This is a genomic window from Psychrobium sp. nBUS_13, assembly GCF_051201665.1.
In the GTDB taxonomy this organism is placed as follows: Bacteria; Pseudomonadota; Gammaproteobacteria; order Enterobacterales; family Psychrobiaceae; genus Psychrobium.
In genome coordinates this window covers 620771-636475 of the sequence record NZ_CP179210.1, presented here as the reverse complement: position 1 = coordinate 636475, position 15705 = coordinate 620771, and the positions used below count along the sequence as shown (strand labels likewise).

General features: G+C 41.0%; 17 protein-coding genes. 6 read left to right on the top strand and 11 right to left on the bottom strand.

Annotation, left to right across the window (positions count from 1 at the left end):
• Positions 1 to 100: 100 nt before the first annotated feature.
• Positions 101 to 883, top strand: coding sequence for an alpha/beta fold hydrolase (locus ACMAZF_RS02930; protein ID WP_435275993.1), 783 nt, complete (start codon positions 101 to 103; stop codon positions 881 to 883).
• Here ACMAZF_RS02930 and rlmM read toward each other — a convergent pair.
• The 3 genes from rlmM to ACMAZF_RS02915 are packed head-to-tail and all read right to left on the bottom strand — an operon-like array spanning position 858 to position 3245.
• Positions 858 to 1931, bottom strand: a complete 1074-nt coding sequence (rlmM, locus tag ACMAZF_RS02925) for a 23S rRNA (cytidine(2498)-2'-O)-methyltransferase RlmM (RefSeq protein ID WP_435275992.1) — start codon at positions 1929 to 1931, stop codon at positions 858 to 860. The two genes, ACMAZF_RS02930 and rlmM, sit on opposite strands and share 26 nt — an antisense overlap.
• The gene (locus tag ACMAZF_RS02920) at positions 1924 to 2328 is read right to left on the bottom strand and encodes a DUF423 domain-containing protein (RefSeq protein ID WP_435275991.1); all 405 of its coding nucleotides are present in this window, start codon (positions 2326 to 2328) and stop codon (positions 1924 to 1926) included. The genes rlmM and ACMAZF_RS02920 overlap by 8 nt, the downstream gene beginning before the upstream one ends.
• Positions 2325 to 3245 carry a transcriptional regulator GcvA gene (locus ACMAZF_RS02915; RefSeq protein ID WP_435275990.1) on the bottom strand — a complete coding sequence of 307 codons (921 nt, stop codon included), beginning with the start codon at positions 3243 to 3245 and terminating at the stop codon, positions 2325 to 2327. The genes ACMAZF_RS02920 and ACMAZF_RS02915 overlap by 4 nt, the downstream gene beginning before the upstream one ends.
• Positions 3246 to 3384: 139 nt before the next feature.
• Between ACMAZF_RS02915 and ACMAZF_RS02910 the strand changes: the two genes are divergently transcribed.
• A complete protein-coding gene (locus ACMAZF_RS02910; protein WP_435275989.1) occupies positions 3385 to 3663 on the top strand; it encodes a hypothetical protein in 279 nt (92 codons plus the stop codon).
• A 278-nt stretch (positions 3664 to 3941) separates the two neighbouring features.
• Here the strand turns inward: ACMAZF_RS02910 and kdsA are convergent, their stop codons facing one another.
• From kdsA to hemA, 8 genes are all read right to left on the bottom strand, one after another.
• A complete protein-coding gene (gene kdsA / locus ACMAZF_RS02905; RefSeq protein WP_435275988.1) occupies positions 3942 to 4790 on the bottom strand; it encodes a 3-deoxy-8-phosphooctulonate synthase in 849 nt (282 codons plus the stop codon).
• Positions 4791 to 4801: 11 nt separating this feature from the next.
• The gene (locus ACMAZF_RS02900) at positions 4802 to 6061 is read right to left on the bottom strand and encodes a DUF819 domain-containing protein (protein WP_435275987.1); all 1260 of its coding nucleotides are present in this window, start codon (positions 6059 to 6061) and stop codon (positions 4802 to 4804) included.
• Between the two features lie 41 nt (positions 6062 to 6102).
• The gene (locus ACMAZF_RS02895; protein WP_435275986.1) at positions 6103 to 6909 is read right to left on the bottom strand and encodes a transglutaminase family protein; all 807 of its coding nucleotides are present in this window, start codon (positions 6907 to 6909) and stop codon (positions 6103 to 6105) included.
• Between the two features lie 3 nt (positions 6910 to 6912).
• Complete coding sequence (locus ACMAZF_RS02890; RefSeq protein WP_435275985.1) at positions 6913 to 7299, bottom strand: SirB2 family protein; 387 nt, start codon at positions 7297 to 7299, stop codon at positions 6913 to 6915.
• Positions 7300 to 7412: 113 nt separating this feature from the next.
• Positions 7413 to 8960 carry a DUF3369 domain-containing protein gene (locus tag ACMAZF_RS02885; protein ID WP_435275984.1) on the bottom strand — a complete coding sequence of 516 codons (1548 nt, stop codon included), beginning with the start codon at positions 8958 to 8960 and terminating at the stop codon, positions 7413 to 7415.
• A gap of 65 nt (positions 8961 to 9025) precedes the next feature.
• Positions 9026 to 9874 (bottom strand): peptide chain release factor N(5)-glutamine methyltransferase, encoded by an 849-nt coding sequence (gene prmC / locus ACMAZF_RS02880; protein WP_435275983.1) that lies wholly within the window; start codon positions 9872 to 9874, stop codon positions 9026 to 9028.
• Positions 9875 to 10966, bottom strand: coding sequence for a peptide chain release factor 1 (prfA, locus tag ACMAZF_RS02875; RefSeq protein ID WP_435275982.1), 1092 nt, complete (start codon positions 10964 to 10966; stop codon positions 9875 to 9877).
• A 75-nt stretch (positions 10967 to 11041) separates the two neighbouring features.
• On the bottom strand, positions 11042 to 12295 hold the full coding sequence (hemA, locus tag ACMAZF_RS02870; RefSeq protein ID WP_435275981.1) for a glutamyl-tRNA reductase: 1254 nt from the start codon (positions 12293 to 12295) through the stop codon (positions 11042 to 11044).
• An 81-nt stretch (positions 12296 to 12376) separates the two neighbouring features.
• Between hemA and lolB the strand changes: the two genes are divergently transcribed.
• The 4 genes from lolB to ACMAZF_RS02850 all read left to right on the top strand — a co-directional run bounded on the left by lolB (position 12377) and on the right by ACMAZF_RS02850 (position 15595).
• The gene (gene lolB, locus ACMAZF_RS02865) at positions 12377 to 13009 is read left to right on the top strand and encodes a lipoprotein insertase outer membrane protein LolB (RefSeq protein ID WP_435275980.1); all 633 of its coding nucleotides are present in this window, start codon (positions 12377 to 12379) and stop codon (positions 13007 to 13009) included.
• Between the two features lie 34 nt (positions 13010 to 13043).
• Entirely contained in the window at positions 13044 to 13910 is an 867-nt protein-coding gene (ispE, locus tag ACMAZF_RS02860; RefSeq protein WP_435275979.1) for a 4-(cytidine 5'-diphospho)-2-C-methyl-D-erythritol kinase, read from the top strand.
• Positions 13911 to 13977: 67 nt separating this feature from the next.
• Positions 13978 to 14925, top strand: coding sequence for a ribose-phosphate pyrophosphokinase (locus ACMAZF_RS02855; protein ID WP_435275978.1), 948 nt, complete (start codon positions 13978 to 13980; stop codon positions 14923 to 14925).
• Between the two features lie 139 nt (positions 14926 to 15064).
• The gene (locus ACMAZF_RS02850; protein ID WP_435275977.1) at positions 15065 to 15595 is read left to right on the top strand and encodes a hypothetical protein; all 531 of its coding nucleotides are present in this window, start codon (positions 15065 to 15067) and stop codon (positions 15593 to 15595) included.
• Positions 15596 to 15705 lie beyond the last annotated feature (110 nt).

The following is a 15705-nucleotide window of genomic DNA, read 5'->3' as shown; positions in this document are numbered from 1 at the left end:
GTTTCTGTAATCCTACGCTATGCTTTTCATTGACTTGCACCCTACACAAAACTTGTTATTATCCCACTCAAACACTGGTTTACATTAAGTAAATACTCAGGTGATTAATAACCACGAACTCTATATTACGACCACCTCTGGTCAGCTCTTTGTCAAATGCTGGCAGCCAGAAACTGAATCACAACAAACACCGTTAATTTTACTACACGATTCGCTTGGTTGTGTTGGCATGTGGCGCGATTTCCCTATGCAACTGTGCGCATTATTACAACGTCCGATTATTGCCTACGACCGCCTTGGTTTTGGCCACTCAGAGCTGCAAACAACTGCGCCTGCACTTAGCTTTATCAAGGATGAAGTCGCCGTATTCCTAGCGCTTAAAGAACAACTTACCATTGATGATTACTATATCTTAGGCCACAGTGTTGGCGGCGCTATGGCGATTAGTATTGCAGCACGGGATAAGTGTTTGGGAGTCATTAGTATTTCCGCACAAGCTTATGTTGAAGAGCGTACACTCGAAGGTATCAGGGAGGCAATAGCCTTCTTTTCCGATCCCGCACAATTTTCTCGTATTACGCGCTGGCACGGTGAACGCAGCCAATGGGTGTTTGATGCATGGACCAAGACTTGGCTCAGCGAAGAGTATGCGAACTGGAGCCTGCTGCCAACACTCACGCAAGTCAATTGCCCATTATTAGCCATTGATGGTCAAGAAGATGAGTATGGTTCCTGCGATTTCCCCAAGGCTATTGTTGAGCATAGTAGTGGTTACGCAGAACTTCTATTGCTAGAGCGCTGCGCACACATGCCACATAGAGAACAAACATCATCCGTGTTGTCAGCAATTGATGCATTTATTTGTGGTTGTGAATCTCGATAGAGACGGTGACTTCTTCACGATCATGGTATAAATGCTTACATTGCAAATTGTAACTCAGTCCCGCTTTTTTCAACTTGCTTTCAATTAATTCCAAACACTTATATACCTCAACGAAGCGCTTTTTCATCGGTAGTTTTAGATTAAAAATAGTCGCACGGCACCAATCTTTGATAAGCCAATCAGACATTAAATCCGCCACCATGATCGGTTTTTCAACCATGTCGCAAATCATCCAATCGACGGTCTTTTCAGGCTTAAATTTAAAACCATCTTCCATAAAATGTGTTACCTGTCCTGTATCCATTAATGATTGAGCCATCGGTCCATTATCAATAGCACTAACAAATAATCCTCGACGAACTAATTGATAGGTCCAGCCGCCAGGGCAAGCGCCTAAATCAACACCCGTCATCCCCGAATGCATGCGTTGTTCAATAGTATCTTTAGGTAAGAATAAAAGAATGGCTTCTTCTAACTTTAACGTAGAGCGACTGGGTGCATCACTGGGAAATTTAAGACGTGAAATCCCCATGAAGTTTGGTGAACTGTTTTCAGGATAAGAATACCCTAGGTATCCATTACCAGAATCTAACATCATTAAGTGCAATACTGGCTTCTTGCTGTGCTCTTTCTTCGTTAAGGTGCCATTTTTTCGCAATGCACCGCGCAGAGGCACGGTAAATTTACGACAAAAACCAAGTAATTCTTTTGCTTCATTTGTGTCGGGTGTTTCAACACGGATATCGCCACACAATGGCATACATTCACTCTGTTCTAGAATTGCCGAGACGCGATCATCGCTTGGTAAATCAGACAGTTTGGCCACCACTACAATCATTTGACGAGCAAACACCAGTTTCATAAAAGCAATATGTTTAGCCAGCTTGTCAGCCTGAGCCAAATCAGGAGTAATGTAATTTACATACCCAGAGTTATCCTTAACTACACAGTATCCATAGACTTCTTGCGCACTCGCCAACTGATCTATTTCACCCGCACATTCCTTTTCGAATCCGCGACGACAGTAAAGCAATAACCCATTATTCATTTAAACGCTCCGTAGATTGTTTTTCGCCCCAAGCAATGCCTATCAGCGACAACCATCCCAACATAAAACAAACACCACCAATGGGTGTTAAAAAGCCGGCAATTTTAACGCCAGTAAAGCTAAATAGATACAAGGTAAAGCTAAAAAGCACGATGCCAAGGGTAAAAAATCCTGCACTCACCAACAGCCAACGACTGCGAATTAAAAAACTGATAGATGCTAGTGTCAAAAGCGCTAAAATATGAATTGCATGCTGGTTGCTAGCACTTTCAAAGATCGCTAAAAGTTGCGGATTATCAACAAAGTGACTGGCATGACTTGCATAGGCGCTCAAGCCAACAAAGGTTGCGCCATTAACCCCAATAAACAGCCATAACATCCGATCCACGACGCTCATGATACTCTCCCCGGCAAACGACTATTATCCTGCTCTTGAGCAAATAAATTAAGCATCCACTCACGAAATGCTTTAATTTTCCCAAGCTCACTTTGATTGTCTTCACACACAATATAATAAGCCTCTTTACTTGGTAGTACTTGATCAAAGGGACACACTAAACGCCCTGCTTCAATATCTGGACGTGAGAATACACTGTAGCCTAACGCTACGCCTTGCCCGTAGATCGCCGCTTGTAATACCAGCGACGACAAACTAAATATTGGACCTTGATTAACATTTACCTCACTAGCGCCAGCATTGCGACACCATTGCTTCCAATCTTTACGCGAGTGATCGTGGAGCAAGGTATGGTTATCTAAATCAGATGGCTTATTTAGTGGATTGTCACCATTAAGTAGTGACGGTGCACACACTGGTATCAGATACTCATCACGTAATTTGTCAGCGCGAATACCTGACCAATTGCCACGTCCGTAATAGATGGCAATATCGACATCATCATCTAAAAAGTCTTCATCAAGATCGATTGCTTTGATCCGCACATCAATCTCTGGGTGCTGTTCGCTGAACTGCGCTAACCTTGGAACTAGCCATTGAATTGCAAAACTTGGCTGTGAAGCAACGGTTAGTGAACCACTTGCCGTTTTAGACAATAGTTTTTCTGTGGCATCAGAGAGTGCAGTGAAGGTATCTTTAATATCAAGAAAATACGATTGTCCTTCCTCTGTTAATAACAATGTTCGATTTTTTCGGCGGAATAACTTAATCGACAGATGCTCTTCCAGTGCCTTAATTTGATGAGAAACAGCGGCCTGCGTCACAAAAAGTTCTTCGGCTGCCTTAGTAAAACTGAGATGTCTAGCAGCAGTTTCAAAAGCTTTTAACGAATTTAATGGGGGTAATCTTCTAGACACCGCGCCCTCTCTATTTATTAGTTTTTCTAATGTGAAATATTATATTTTATCGTTTGTTGACGCAACTTTGATTGGCTATATTATCACCAACAAAACGAAACAATACTTTTATTTATACCTATTACCAAAAGGAACCATCATGAACGCCCTAACTAAATTCGCCCTTGTATTCGCCACTATCGCATTGCCTTTAACAGCAAATGCAACACTAAAAAGTGAGCTACAAGATTCTGCAACTGTTGTAAAAAGCGATGTTGCGAAAACGGTGGATAACGAAATGAAGTTAAGTGCGTCTCAATTGGTAAAGAGCATTAAAGTACAGTCATCAGTCACTGTACCAGACTATCGCTTATACGTTGGCAATAACAGTGTTATTCGTAATACAGCGGGTCAGCGCATCATTATTAACAAGCCATAAATAACAGCTAAAACCTAATACCATTAATTGCATTAAATATTTGCCCACTTGTACTTGTTAAAATTAACTAAAATGGCGTTACTCTCAATCCTAATAGCCAGCTATTAGTCAATCGAGCGCCTTGTTTTAGCTGATTTTCTCTACGCACAACAAGATCACTTACTTAATGCAATTGGTATAAGTTAATAACGCTCTCTCCTTTATTAACTTAAGTCAGCAATACAAAAAAGGCGCTATCAAGTTTGATAGCGCCTTTTTTAGTGTTTAAAAGTCAACTATTAGCTACCAGTATCAATTTCTGGCAACGATTTAGTTACTTCATCAATTGCTTTCATTTGCGATAAGAACGCCTCTAAACGATCTAATGGCAGTGCACATGGACCATCACATTTAGCATTGTCAGGATCAGGATGCGACTCTAAGAACAAACCACCAATACCTTGGCTCATGCCTGCCAAACCAAGTTGCGTAACTTGAGCACGACGGCCACCAGCACTATCACTACGACCGCCAGGGCGTTGTAATGAATGAGTCACATCAAAAATGATTGGATAACCTGTTTCTTTCATGATGCCAAAACCTAGCATATCAACCACTAGGTTATTATAACCAAATGAAGAACCACGTTCACAAAGCATCAACTTGTCATTACCGGCTTCATTAAACTTAGTTAAAATATGACGCATTTCTTCAGGCGCTAAAAACTGTGCTTTCTTAATGTTAATAACAGCATCTGTCTTAGCCATTGCTGCAACTAAATCAGTTTGACGTGATAAGAACGCTGGTAACTGAATTACATCAACAATTTCAGCAACAGGCGCTGCTTGATACGGTTCATGTACATCAGTTATCAATGGCACGTTAAAGGTATTTTTGATTTCTTCAAAAATACGTAAGCCTTCTTCCATGCCTGGGCCACGGAATGAATTAATTGACGAGCGATTAGCCTTATCAAATGACGCTTTAAACACATAAGGAATACCCAATTTTTGAGTAACTTCCACGTACTTTTCAGCAATGCGCATTGCCATGTCACGAGACTCTAAAACGTTCATTCCACCAAATAGCGTGAATGGTTTGTCGTTGGCGACATCAACACTGCCAACAGTAATTGTTTTTTGTTCCATAATAGAATTTCCTAACTAACTGCAATAATTTTCAATACAGCCCCACAAAATTGAGCTGCAATAGTCCCTAATAAATAACCACATACTGCTAATAAGACACCAACCGGTGCAAGTGCAGGGTGAAACGCTGACGCAACAACAGGTGCAGAGGCTGCGCCGCCAACATTAGCCTGTGAACCGACTGCCATAAAGAACAATGGTGCCTTAATCACTTTGGCTACAAATAACATCAATGATGCATGTATTAGCATCCAAATACCGCCAAGTATGAATAATGCAGGCTGAGAAAAAATAGCTGTAACATCCATATGTAAACCAATTGAAGCAACCAAAATATAAAGATATACGGTGCCTATTTTGGATGCACCAACAGACTCAAGGTTACGCGCTTGAGTGAATGATAAAAATACACCTAGTATAGATGCAACAACAATCATCCAGAAGAACTTGCTATGTAAGCTATACTCAGCGCCATTAGGCCAATACTCAACAATCATTGGAGTTACTGAATCAGAGAATAAATGAGCGATGGCTGTTGCGCCAAAACCTACAGCAACAATCATCATTAAATTTGTTACTGTTGGATTTCTATCATTTTTCTCTTTGAATAGCGCTACTTTTTCACGTAAAGCATCAATCGCTGAAGTATCAGCGCCCGTCTTCTCGTCAATACGCTTTGCATTTCCGGCTAAAATCAACAGTATAGCCATCCAGATATTTGCCACGATAATATCGACAGCAACCATCGATGAGAAAATTGTATTTCCAACGTCAAATGACTCTTTCATTGCCGCTTGATTAGCGCCGCCGCCAATCCAACTACCAGCGACAGTAGTCATGCCAGCCCAGACATTATTATTATCAACTCCAGCTGGAACCGGAGCTACACCGATCCATTCAGGCATGAAAGTCCCCATAATCAACAATGCAATAGGGCCACCAACAACAATACCAATTGTACCAGTGACAAACATCGTCGGGGCACGCCAGCCCAAAGCGAAAATGGATTTAAGGTCTAAATTAAGGAGCAATAGAACTAAACATGCAGGTAGCAAGTAACGTGAAGCAACGTAATAGATCTGCGACGCATCACCATCAACGATACCAAAGGTATTTAAAAGGGATGGCAAGAAATAGCAAAATAGCAACGCAGGTACATAAGTAAATATCTTTTTATAGCTAGGGTGATTGCTAAAATAAAACACCCCACCTAAAATCGCAGCAAGCAAGCCAAGTACTACAGCATCATTAGTAATTAATGCAGTATTCATCAATTTAACCTCTTTTTATTATTGTTGAGCCGTTATAGACATTAATGCCTAACAACTGCTTGGTCTTTTAATTTGTCGATATGCACTTTAAGCACATCACTGTTTGGGTGCTCAGGACATTGCTCTATAAAATAAGAGAAATCTTCCATTGCGCCCGTTGCGTAATCAAGTTGTTGAAGAATAAACCCTCGTTCCATAATAATATTTGGATCATCGGGTAATAACGTCAACAATAATTCGCTAAGTAACAAAGCCACATCATACTCTTCATCAAGTAAACATGCCTGTTTTAAGCTCACTAAAAAACGTTTCTTAATATCCTTTAGTGTTGCAATTTCTAAGTGTTCGTCTGTTAGGCGCATATGATCGCCTAAATGGCCGCGCACGAGTCCCTCAAGTAAACGATGTGACATTTCCTTGCCGGACAATGGATCTATCTTAGTGCCACCAATACCATCAACTTGCAAGACGAATGGCCCTGGGAAATCGATGATTTTAGGCTGTAGTTCCAACAAATTAAGCAGGTGAAATACAAGAATCGACGAGAGTGCATTATTACCATTACGGGTTTCAAGAAAGTAAAATAAGTTATTACTTTCTACCGAAAAATAATCATCTTCGTTTATCGTGAATTGCCAGTCTTTGTAAAAAAGCTCTTTAAAAGCACGCCAGCGTCCTTCTGATGATAATTCATCTCGTGCAATATCTCGCACTTGTCGAATTAATTCATCGAGTTGAAAATAGGCACTTTCACTCACTGATTCGCTGTCACTCAGTTGGGAAGTAAATTGCACCAATTCCAATAAATCAATATCGTGAATATCAGGTAATTCGTTAGTTAACGTCACAACTTACCCTAAAAATAATGGCTGTTTTAAGATTGCAATTTTACCTGCAATTAACACCCACCCAACAGCACCAACCGTTGTTAATATTTTTGTTTTCGTTGTTTTTGCACGATATAAAGCAACATAAGCAAGAATGATGTAAGCAATCAGACATAATACTTTTTCAGTTAACCAGCTTTCAACAAACGGATATTGACTAATGATGGTGCAAAGCATTATGGCTGAAATCAATAGAAATGTATCAGCGATACGCGATGTCATCTTTGCCCATTTTTTGTCATGAATTGGTTTGCTCATAAACATCAATGCAGCACGGATAACAAAAAATAAGACACTAAACCCCACTAATGTCATGTGAAGGTGTTTGATAGGCAGGTATAAATTTTCCATTGAAAAGTTCCGCATTTAAAAGTTGAGAATATTTTACGCACTTTCACTAATAATGCGAATCTCAATTTCATAAATGACGGAATCTATCACTTTAACAGACTAAAAAAACACCACTATTTATCAGGCAAGCGCTTAAGGATATCCATAAACTTATCAATATTGACCATAAAGAGATCAACCAAGGTTGGATCAAACGCTGTTCCGCTATTGTCAGTAATGTATTGGGTGCAAAAATCGGCTTCAAATGCGGGTTTATAACAGCGTTTATGATACAAAGCATCAAACACATCAACTAACGAAACAATTCGGCCATAAATATGAATATCTTCTCCAGACAAGCCGTTAGGATAACCGCTGCCGTCCCATTTTTCATGATGAGTTAGCGATATAATCGCCCCCGTTTTTAGCACTTTTCGCGGTGAATCATGCAACAAGTCATAGCCAACTTGTGCATGGGTTTTCATGACTTCCCATTGCTCACTATCCAATGGACCAGGATGATTTAAAACCGCATCAGGAATGCCAATTTTTCCAACATCATATAATGGTGCGGCTAGACGTAAAGTGACAACATCCTGGTCACTGAGCCCAGCCAAACGTCCGAGCAGTGCTGAAAAATGTGCCACACGTTTTAGGTGATGCCCTGTCTCTTTAGAGCGGGTTTCAAGGGCATTACCAAGTCGATATACGATCTCTCGCTGAGTATCTTCAATTTCTTGGCTAAGCAGAATATTGTCGTAGGCGATCTGTACATTGCGTGAAAACAATTCAATAAGGTGCTTATCATGGGCATTAATATTATCGGGAATACCGCAGATGAATACCAAGGTAGAAAGCTGATCAGGATCAGAGCTGTAATAGAGGATATAGCCTTCACCAAAAATCAGTTTGTTGGTTTGCTGCGCTTCTTCATACACCTCTTTAAGCGGCTTAGGGATAATATCTGCCACCAATTCACCTTCTGAGCCAGCAAACTCTCCTTGTGCAGCAACGACTGTTAACTCAAGCTCACAGATTTGGTTAGCATGAAGCTCGGCAACAAATGAACTGAGTTCAAACGCATTTTGTGTGTGATTAAACACGGCATTGAGTTGCATTAACAGCCCGTGCACAAAAGGGCTCATTGAGTGGGTTGAAAACAGATCACTCGATGCAGTAATAACCCGTTCTAAACCAAGACGATTTGATTCAATAGAAACGAGATCCCGATACGAGCGCAGTGAAGCGACAATGGTGGTAAATAAGCGTTGGGAGGTTAATTCTGTTTTAGATTTATAGTCATTAATATCATAGGTAACAATCACGTCACGTTCTGGTGCTTGTCCTGGCTGACCTGTACGAAGCACAATCCTTACCATGTGGTTTTTAGCTTCTTCTCGCACATAGCGCGCAACTTTAAGACCAGCATCATCGGTTTCCATCACCACATCTAACAGCATAACGGCAATATCTGGGTCTTCATCGATAATCTTTTTGGCTTCACTGCCGCTATAGGCACTGATGAATTCAACTTTTCGACCTAAGAATTCAAAATCTCGTAATGCAAGCTTAGTGACGGCATGAACTTCTTTTTCATCGTCAACTATTAATAATTTCCAAGTCAAGCTGTCATCAGTGTTGATGTCATCTTCTTGCTCTTCAGCGAAGATAAAGTCGTCCATAGCTATTTCACTTAATAAGGTTTAATTAAGAATAGCTATAAATGTAGGATAGCGCGAGATTTAATCTAAATAAATTGACCGAAAGTTACACGGTCATTACCAGCATAATCTTTCACAGTGTTAATGTTGGAAAAGCCACATTCTCTAAATAACTGATGTAGAACATCTGCTTGCTCAAAACCATGTTCAAAAAACACGTAACCGCCTTGTTTTAAATATGGTTTAACGCAATTAAGAATATCGATGTAATCCTGAAGGCCGTCATTTGCAGCCACCAAAGCAGAGCTTGGCTCAAAGCGCACATCACCCTGCGATAGATGCGGATCATGTTCATCAATATAAGGGGGATTAGAGACAATAAAATCACACGCCGCTAGCCAACTAGCGTCAACATTAGACAACCAGTCAGACTGAATTATCTCAGCGTTATCAATGCTAAGATTGATGCCGTTTTTACGTGCTAACTCAACAGCCTCTTGACTATAATCAACAGCCAACATCGACCAATTTGACATTTCATGCGCCAAACTCAACGCAATGGCACCTGTGCCAGTGCCTAAATCGATGCCCCTTGCGGTGCTAGAATCGACCTTATTAAGTACTGTCTCGACTAACACTTCTGTATCTGCGCGAGGTATGAGCGTTGCAGGGCTTACCATAAAAGGTAATGACCAAAACTCTTGCTGCCCAATAATGTAAGCAATGGGCTCACCGTCAATGCGACGAGCGAATAGATCATTAAATTGATTTAAGTTTGGTGATTCGACGATTTTGTCAGGCCATGTATAAAAATGGCTACGAGAAACATTTAAGACGTGAGCTAATAAGATTTGAACATCAAGCAGTGCGCTATCGCTATTAACGAGTTGCGCGCTACTTGATTTAAGCAATTGCTCAATAGTAGGGTTGCTCACCTAGCTATTTTCTTCCGATAATGCAGCAAGTAAATCAGCTTGTTGTTCGTTCAATAATGGCTCAATGATCATATCCAAATCGCCTTGCATGACTTCAGCTAAACGATAAAGTGTTAAGTTAATACGATGATCACTAACACGGCCTTGCGGGAAGTTGTAAGTACGTATGCGCTCACTTCGATCACCACTTGCCACTAATGAACGACGTGTAGATTCTTCTTCTACGCGACGTTTTTCATCTTCAGCTTGCTGTAAACGTGCACCTAACACTGACATCGCTTGGGCACGGTTTTTATGTTGTGAACGCTGATCCTGACACTCAACCACAGTGCCTGTTGGAATATGAGTAATACGAATTGCAGAGTCAGTTTTATTAACGTGCTGACCACCAGCGCCAGATGCGCGGAAAGTATCAACTTTTAAATCAGCAGGATTAATCTTAATCGCTTCGCTTTCTGGAATTTCAGGCATAACAACAACAGTACATGCAGATGTATGAACACGACCTTGAGATTCAGTCTCAGGTACACGTTGTACACGGTGACCACCTGACTCAAATTTCATTTGACCGTAGATACCTTCACCAGAAATCTTAGCAACGACTTCTTTAAAGCCACCTTGCTCAGATTCATTCATGGTAATGATTTCAACGCGCCAGCCTTTGTTTTCAATATGACGGCTGTACATGCGGTATAAATCACCAGCAAAAATAGCCGCTTCATCACCACCTGCACCGGCACGAATTTCTAAGAACGCATTACGATCATCATTTGGATCAGTCGGCAATAGTAAGATTTGTAATTCATCTTCAATCTCAGCAATCGCTGCTTTGGCTTCTTTATACTCTTCTTGCGCCATTTCACGCATATCAGGATCTTCATCCTTGAGCATTTCTTGAGCAGATTCAAAATCTTGTTCTGCTTGTTTATAGTTATTAAAGGTTTCAATAACAGGGCCAAGCTTAGCGTATTCTTTATTTAGTGCGCGGAATAAGTCCTGATTTGAAATCGTATCTGGATCACCCAATAACGCTTCCACTTCTTCGTGACGCTCTTGCAGCCCTTCTAGCTTTGCGTAAACTGTTGGTTTCATTTATATAATTCTCTATGTAAAACGACGCAGCTGACAAATATCACCTGCGTTTAATCTGTAATTGTCGCTATTGTATTAGTTATCGTTGCTAAGACCTAGTGCCTTGGAAATAATATTTAGCGAATCGATGTCGCCAGCTAAGCTAGCATTGCTCATTGCACGGGTTGGATGATGAATTAATTTATTGGTCAGTTTGTTAGCCAATTCAATCATGGTTTTTTCAGGATCGCCGCCTTGAGCTAACTTAGCCATGGCCTTTTCTAACAATTCATCTTTTGATTCGAGACTACTTTGACGATATTGCTTAATGTGGTCAACCGTATGCAGTGATTTAGTCCACGCCATGAACTCAGAAGCTTCTTCAGTGGCAATGACTTCCGCTTCATCAGCTGCCGCTCTGCGCGACGCCATATTTTGCTCAACAATTCCTTGTAAATCATCAACCGTATATAAATACACGTCGTCTAAATCGCCAACCTGCGCTTCAATATCGCGCGGTACTGCAATATCCACCAACAACATTGGCTGATGACGACGACTTGATATGGCACTCTCTACCAATCCTTTCCCTAAGATGGGTAACGTACTAGCTGTTGATGATATAACGACATCGGCCTGCGGCAAATGATCGGGAATCTGAGCTAAGGTAATTGCGCTGCCGCCAAGTTCATCTACCATGCCCTGAGCACGAGCGAGTGTTCTATTAGCGATAGTAATATTGGTAACACCAGCATCTAACAAATGCTTGGCAACCAACTCTATTGTTTCACCAGCGCCAATCAGCAACACAGTTGTTTTATCAAGCTCGCCAAAGATTTGTTTCGTGAGACTCACCGCTGCGAATGCTACTGATACAGCATTGGCCCCGATACTCGTATCGGTTCTTACACGTTTAGCCACTGAAAATGTGCGTTGAAATAATTTATCTAAGGTGATGGCAATAGCGCCAGCTGTTTTAGCGGTGCTGTAAGCCTGTTTGATTTGCCCTAGAATTTGAGGTTCACCTAAAACTAGCGAATCCAAACCACATGCTACACGCATCAAATGATTTACTGCGGCTACATTCTCATGAATATATAAGCTTTGTTCTAATTCACTTTTTTCGATGTTATGAAAGTCACTTAACCAATCAACAAGCTGCTGAGGAGATGTTAGATGGCAATATAATTCAGTACGATTACACGTCGATACAACAACAGCTTCACTGTCACTGCTAATTAATCGCAATTGCTTTAGAGCGTCGATCATTTGATCTGGTGAGAAGGCGATTTTTTCGCGCAACTCCACCGAGGCCGTTTTATGATTTATTCCCAAGGCAACTAAAGACATTTATTTAATTCGAAAATTCGTTAGACAATTTGATAACCGCGAATTTTACATGAAAGCGTGAGCGAATTGAAAGGATCTGTAGTGAACTATCGAAAAAGAAGTTACTCTTATTCCAACCTAAATCAAATTTTAGAGCGGATTACTGTGCTCAAACGATTATTATTACTATCCATCATCATGATCATTGGTGGTTGTGCCACTTTTGACGCATCAACAGATCTGGCCAATAGCACCAAACAACAATGGCAGTTCAATGGCAAATTCGCCATAAAAACCCCCGCTGAGAAAAATGCAGCAAAAATGCATTGGTCTCAAGTCGATGAACGTTACGATATCAACCTCTATACTCTGTTTGGCATTTCTTTAATGAATATTAAAGGGGATGAATCGCAGGTCACTATCAATAATAGTGGCGAGATTTATCACGGACGCGATGCCCAACAACTTATTTACCGACTTACCCGCTGGCATATTCCTGTTAATGATATTCCAGCGTGGCTTGTTGGACGGGTTGAAAGCGCGACTGATGTAACAAAGGATACTCATGGCAATTTTTATCGCGGGACTATTATAGGGGCCGATAATCGGCCTTGGCAGTTAACACTCAGTAAATATAAAGACATTGGTGATTATAATCGTCCTCATCAATTGCTCTTAAAATCAGACGACACATACTTTAAACTAGCAATTACGCAATGGAAAATTCAGCGCTAAGTTTGTTTGGCGTTATAACACAAGACTCTTATTAATGTTTGAACACAATCAATGGCCAGCACCCGCCAAGTTAAATCTCTTTTTACATATTACTGGCCGTTTAGCCAACGGTTATCACAGCCTGCAAACCAACTTTCAATTTCTAGATTATGGTGACTCACTGTCTTTTGATATCAACAACTCTGATAACGTCACAGTATCACCAGCGGTTGAAGGTGTTGCGCTTGAAGATAACCTCATTTATCGCGCCGCTATGATGCTAAAACCGTATTGCAGAAATAATGTAGGCGCTGATATTCACTTAACCAAGATTCTTCCAATGGGGGCAGGACTTGGTGGTGGTTCATCAGACGCTGCGACGACATTAGTCGCACTGAATCACTTGTGGAACATTAATTTAAGCGCAGAAAAGCTTGCAGAATTAGGACTAAGCCTAGGTGCTGATGTACCAATTTTTGTCAAAGGCTTTGCTGCGTTTGCCCAAGGGGTTGGCGAAGACTTAACACCAATAACGCCTCCACAACCTTGGTATTTGGTGATCTGGCCCGGTGTGAGCGTTTGTACTAAAGAGATTTTCAACTTGCCACAACTGCCAAGAAACACGCCAGAAATAACCCTAGCCCAGCTTGCAACCGCAACGCTTAAGAATGACTGCCAAGAAGTGACAAAAAATAGGCATCCCGAGGTTGCTTCAGCACTGGACTGGTTGATACAATACGCGCCAGCAAAAATGACAGGGACCGGAAGCTGTGTTTTCGGGGAATTCTCTTCACGTGCTGACGCCACTGTAGCATTAGAAAAGTTACCTAAAAATATGCATGGTTTTGTTGCAAAAGGCGTTAATATCTCGCCACTTGCCTCAACATTATCCGATCGCCAACGTCATCAATGCCAAACTTAACCTGTTAGCACAATGCTAATGAACTGGCGGATTCACACCGCCCACCAAACCAAACCTGGGGTTTTACGTGCCTGATATTAAATTGTTTGCGGGAAATGCTATTCCTGAACTTGCTCAAAAAATTGCTGACCGTCTTTATCTTAAATTAGGTAAAGCTACTGTTGGTCGTTTTAGCGACGGTGAAATAAGCGTTCAAATTAACGAAAATGTTCGTGGTGCAGATGTATTCATCTTGCAATCGACATGTTCACCAACCAATGACAACCTCATGGAATTATTAGTAATGGTGGACGCATTGCGCCGTGCATCAGCTGGACGCATCACTGCTGTTGTCCCGTACTTTGGTTATGCTCGTCAAGATCGTCGTGTGCGTTCTTCTCGTGTACCTATTACTGCAAAAGTAGTTGCTGACTTCTTATCAAGTGTTGGCGTTGACCGTGTACTAACAGTTGACCTACATGCAGAACAAATCCAGGGCTTCTTCGATGTTCCTGTAGATAATGTGTTTGGTACGCCAGTATTATTAGATGACATTCAATCACGTGACTTCCACGAACCTATCGTTGTATCTCCAGACATCGGTGGTGTTGTTCGTGCACGTGCATTAGCAAAATTATTAGATGACACCGATCTAGCAATCATCGATAAACGTCGTCCACAAGCTAACGTTGCTCAAGTAATGCATATTATTGGTGATGTTGAAGGTCGCGACTGTATTATTGTTGATGACATGATTGATACTGGCGGTACATTGTGTAAAGCAGCTGAAGCATTAAAAGAGCATGGTGCACGTAACATCTACGCTTATGCAACTCACGCTGTATTTTCTGGTAGCGCTGTAACAAACGTTGCAAACAGTGTCATTGACGAATTCATCGTAACTGATTCAATTCCTCTAACACCTGAAATGAAAGCAACAGGTAAAGTTAAGGTATTGTCACTTGATGGCATGATGGCAGAAGCATTGCGTCGTGTATCAAACGAAGAGTCCATCTCTGCAATGTTCCAATACTAGTCATTTGAACTAATTTAGTTGTCAAGCATGCTCATTGGCGTGAGCCAACTGCGCGTGCTTTCCTAGAAATTAGCCCAACTGACGATGTAACGGGTACGTGGGGAGCCAATTCCGTGCGCTCTCCTAGAATTATCTGCAAATGACTACGTTCAGAGTCAATTTACTTAAAGCGACCTACGGGTCGCTTTTTTATTTAATTAGAGAAACGATGACAACACTTGCTAATGAAGAGGCTATTTGGGAACAATATCGAAATAATGATTGGTATTGCGATGATCTTCCTTATGCCCAAAAGCGCTTTTTTAATGTCTCTAAAGAAATGGTTTTAAATGACTTCGCCAAAAATGTCATTGAACCCTGTGACGAACTTCGTTTTACACCTCCAATTCTCTTTAACAAGTACTTTCCACTGTTTATCGAGTTTGTTCTGATTGGCGAGCATTCCGACGATAAAGCCAATGAAGTAGCAAGTTGTTTTATGAGCCTATTAGACGAGAAATTAGATAAGAAAGAGTTCAATAATATAGAACTAATCAACTATGCACTAACAGCCGTTGAGTTTTTGAAAAATAATATCGATTTTTTTAACAACCACCCTGATATTTATGGCGAATTAAGCATCGATCTTGCCTCAGTAACTCAAAAATTAACGTCCTATAAGGTCAGTTGAAAAACATTTAGATCCAGAAAGAATGATAAATATATTCACCATCACAAAATCCCTCTCCTAACATCAATCTATTCATTGCCTAAATATTTTACACTTGTTATAATTTCGCG

Coding starts and splice junctions, on each gene's coding strand:
- ispE (WP_435275979.1), top strand. CDS start 13,044: ATGTTTGAACACAATCAATGGCCAGCACCCGCCAAGTTAAATCTCTTT.
- ACMAZF_RS02890 (WP_435275985.1), bottom strand. CDS start 7,299: ATGGAAAATTTATACCTGCCTATCAAACACCTTCACATGACATTAGTG.
- prfA (WP_435275982.1), bottom strand. CDS start 10,966: ATGAAACCAACAGTTTACGCAAAGCTAGAAGGGCTGCAAGAGCGTCAC.
- ACMAZF_RS02885 (WP_435275984.1), bottom strand. CDS start 8,960: ATGGACGACTTTATCTTCGCTGAAGAGCAAGAAGATGACATCAACACT.
- ACMAZF_RS02910 (WP_435275989.1), top strand. CDS start 3,385: ATGAACGCCCTAACTAAATTCGCCCTTGTATTCGCCACTATCGCATTG.
- hemA (WP_435275981.1), bottom strand. CDS start 12,295: ATGTCTTTAGTTGCCTTGGGAATAAATCATAAAACGGCCTCGGTGGAG.
- ACMAZF_RS02920 (WP_435275991.1), bottom strand. CDS start 2,328: ATGAGCGTCGTGGATCGGATGTTATGGCTGTTTATTGGGGTTAATGGC.
- rlmM (WP_435275992.1), bottom strand. CDS start 1,931: ATGAATAATGGGTTATTGCTTTACTGTCGTCGCGGATTCGAAAAGGAA.
- ACMAZF_RS02900 (WP_435275987.1), bottom strand. CDS start 6,061: ATGAATACTGCATTAATTACTAATGATGCTGTAGTACTTGGCTTGCTT.
- ACMAZF_RS02850 (WP_435275977.1), top strand. CDS start 15,065: ATGACTACGTTCAGAGTCAATTTACTTAAAGCGACCTACGGGTCGCTT.
- kdsA (WP_435275988.1), bottom strand. CDS start 4,790: ATGGAACAAAAAACAATTACTGTTGGCAGTGTTGATGTCGCCAACGAC.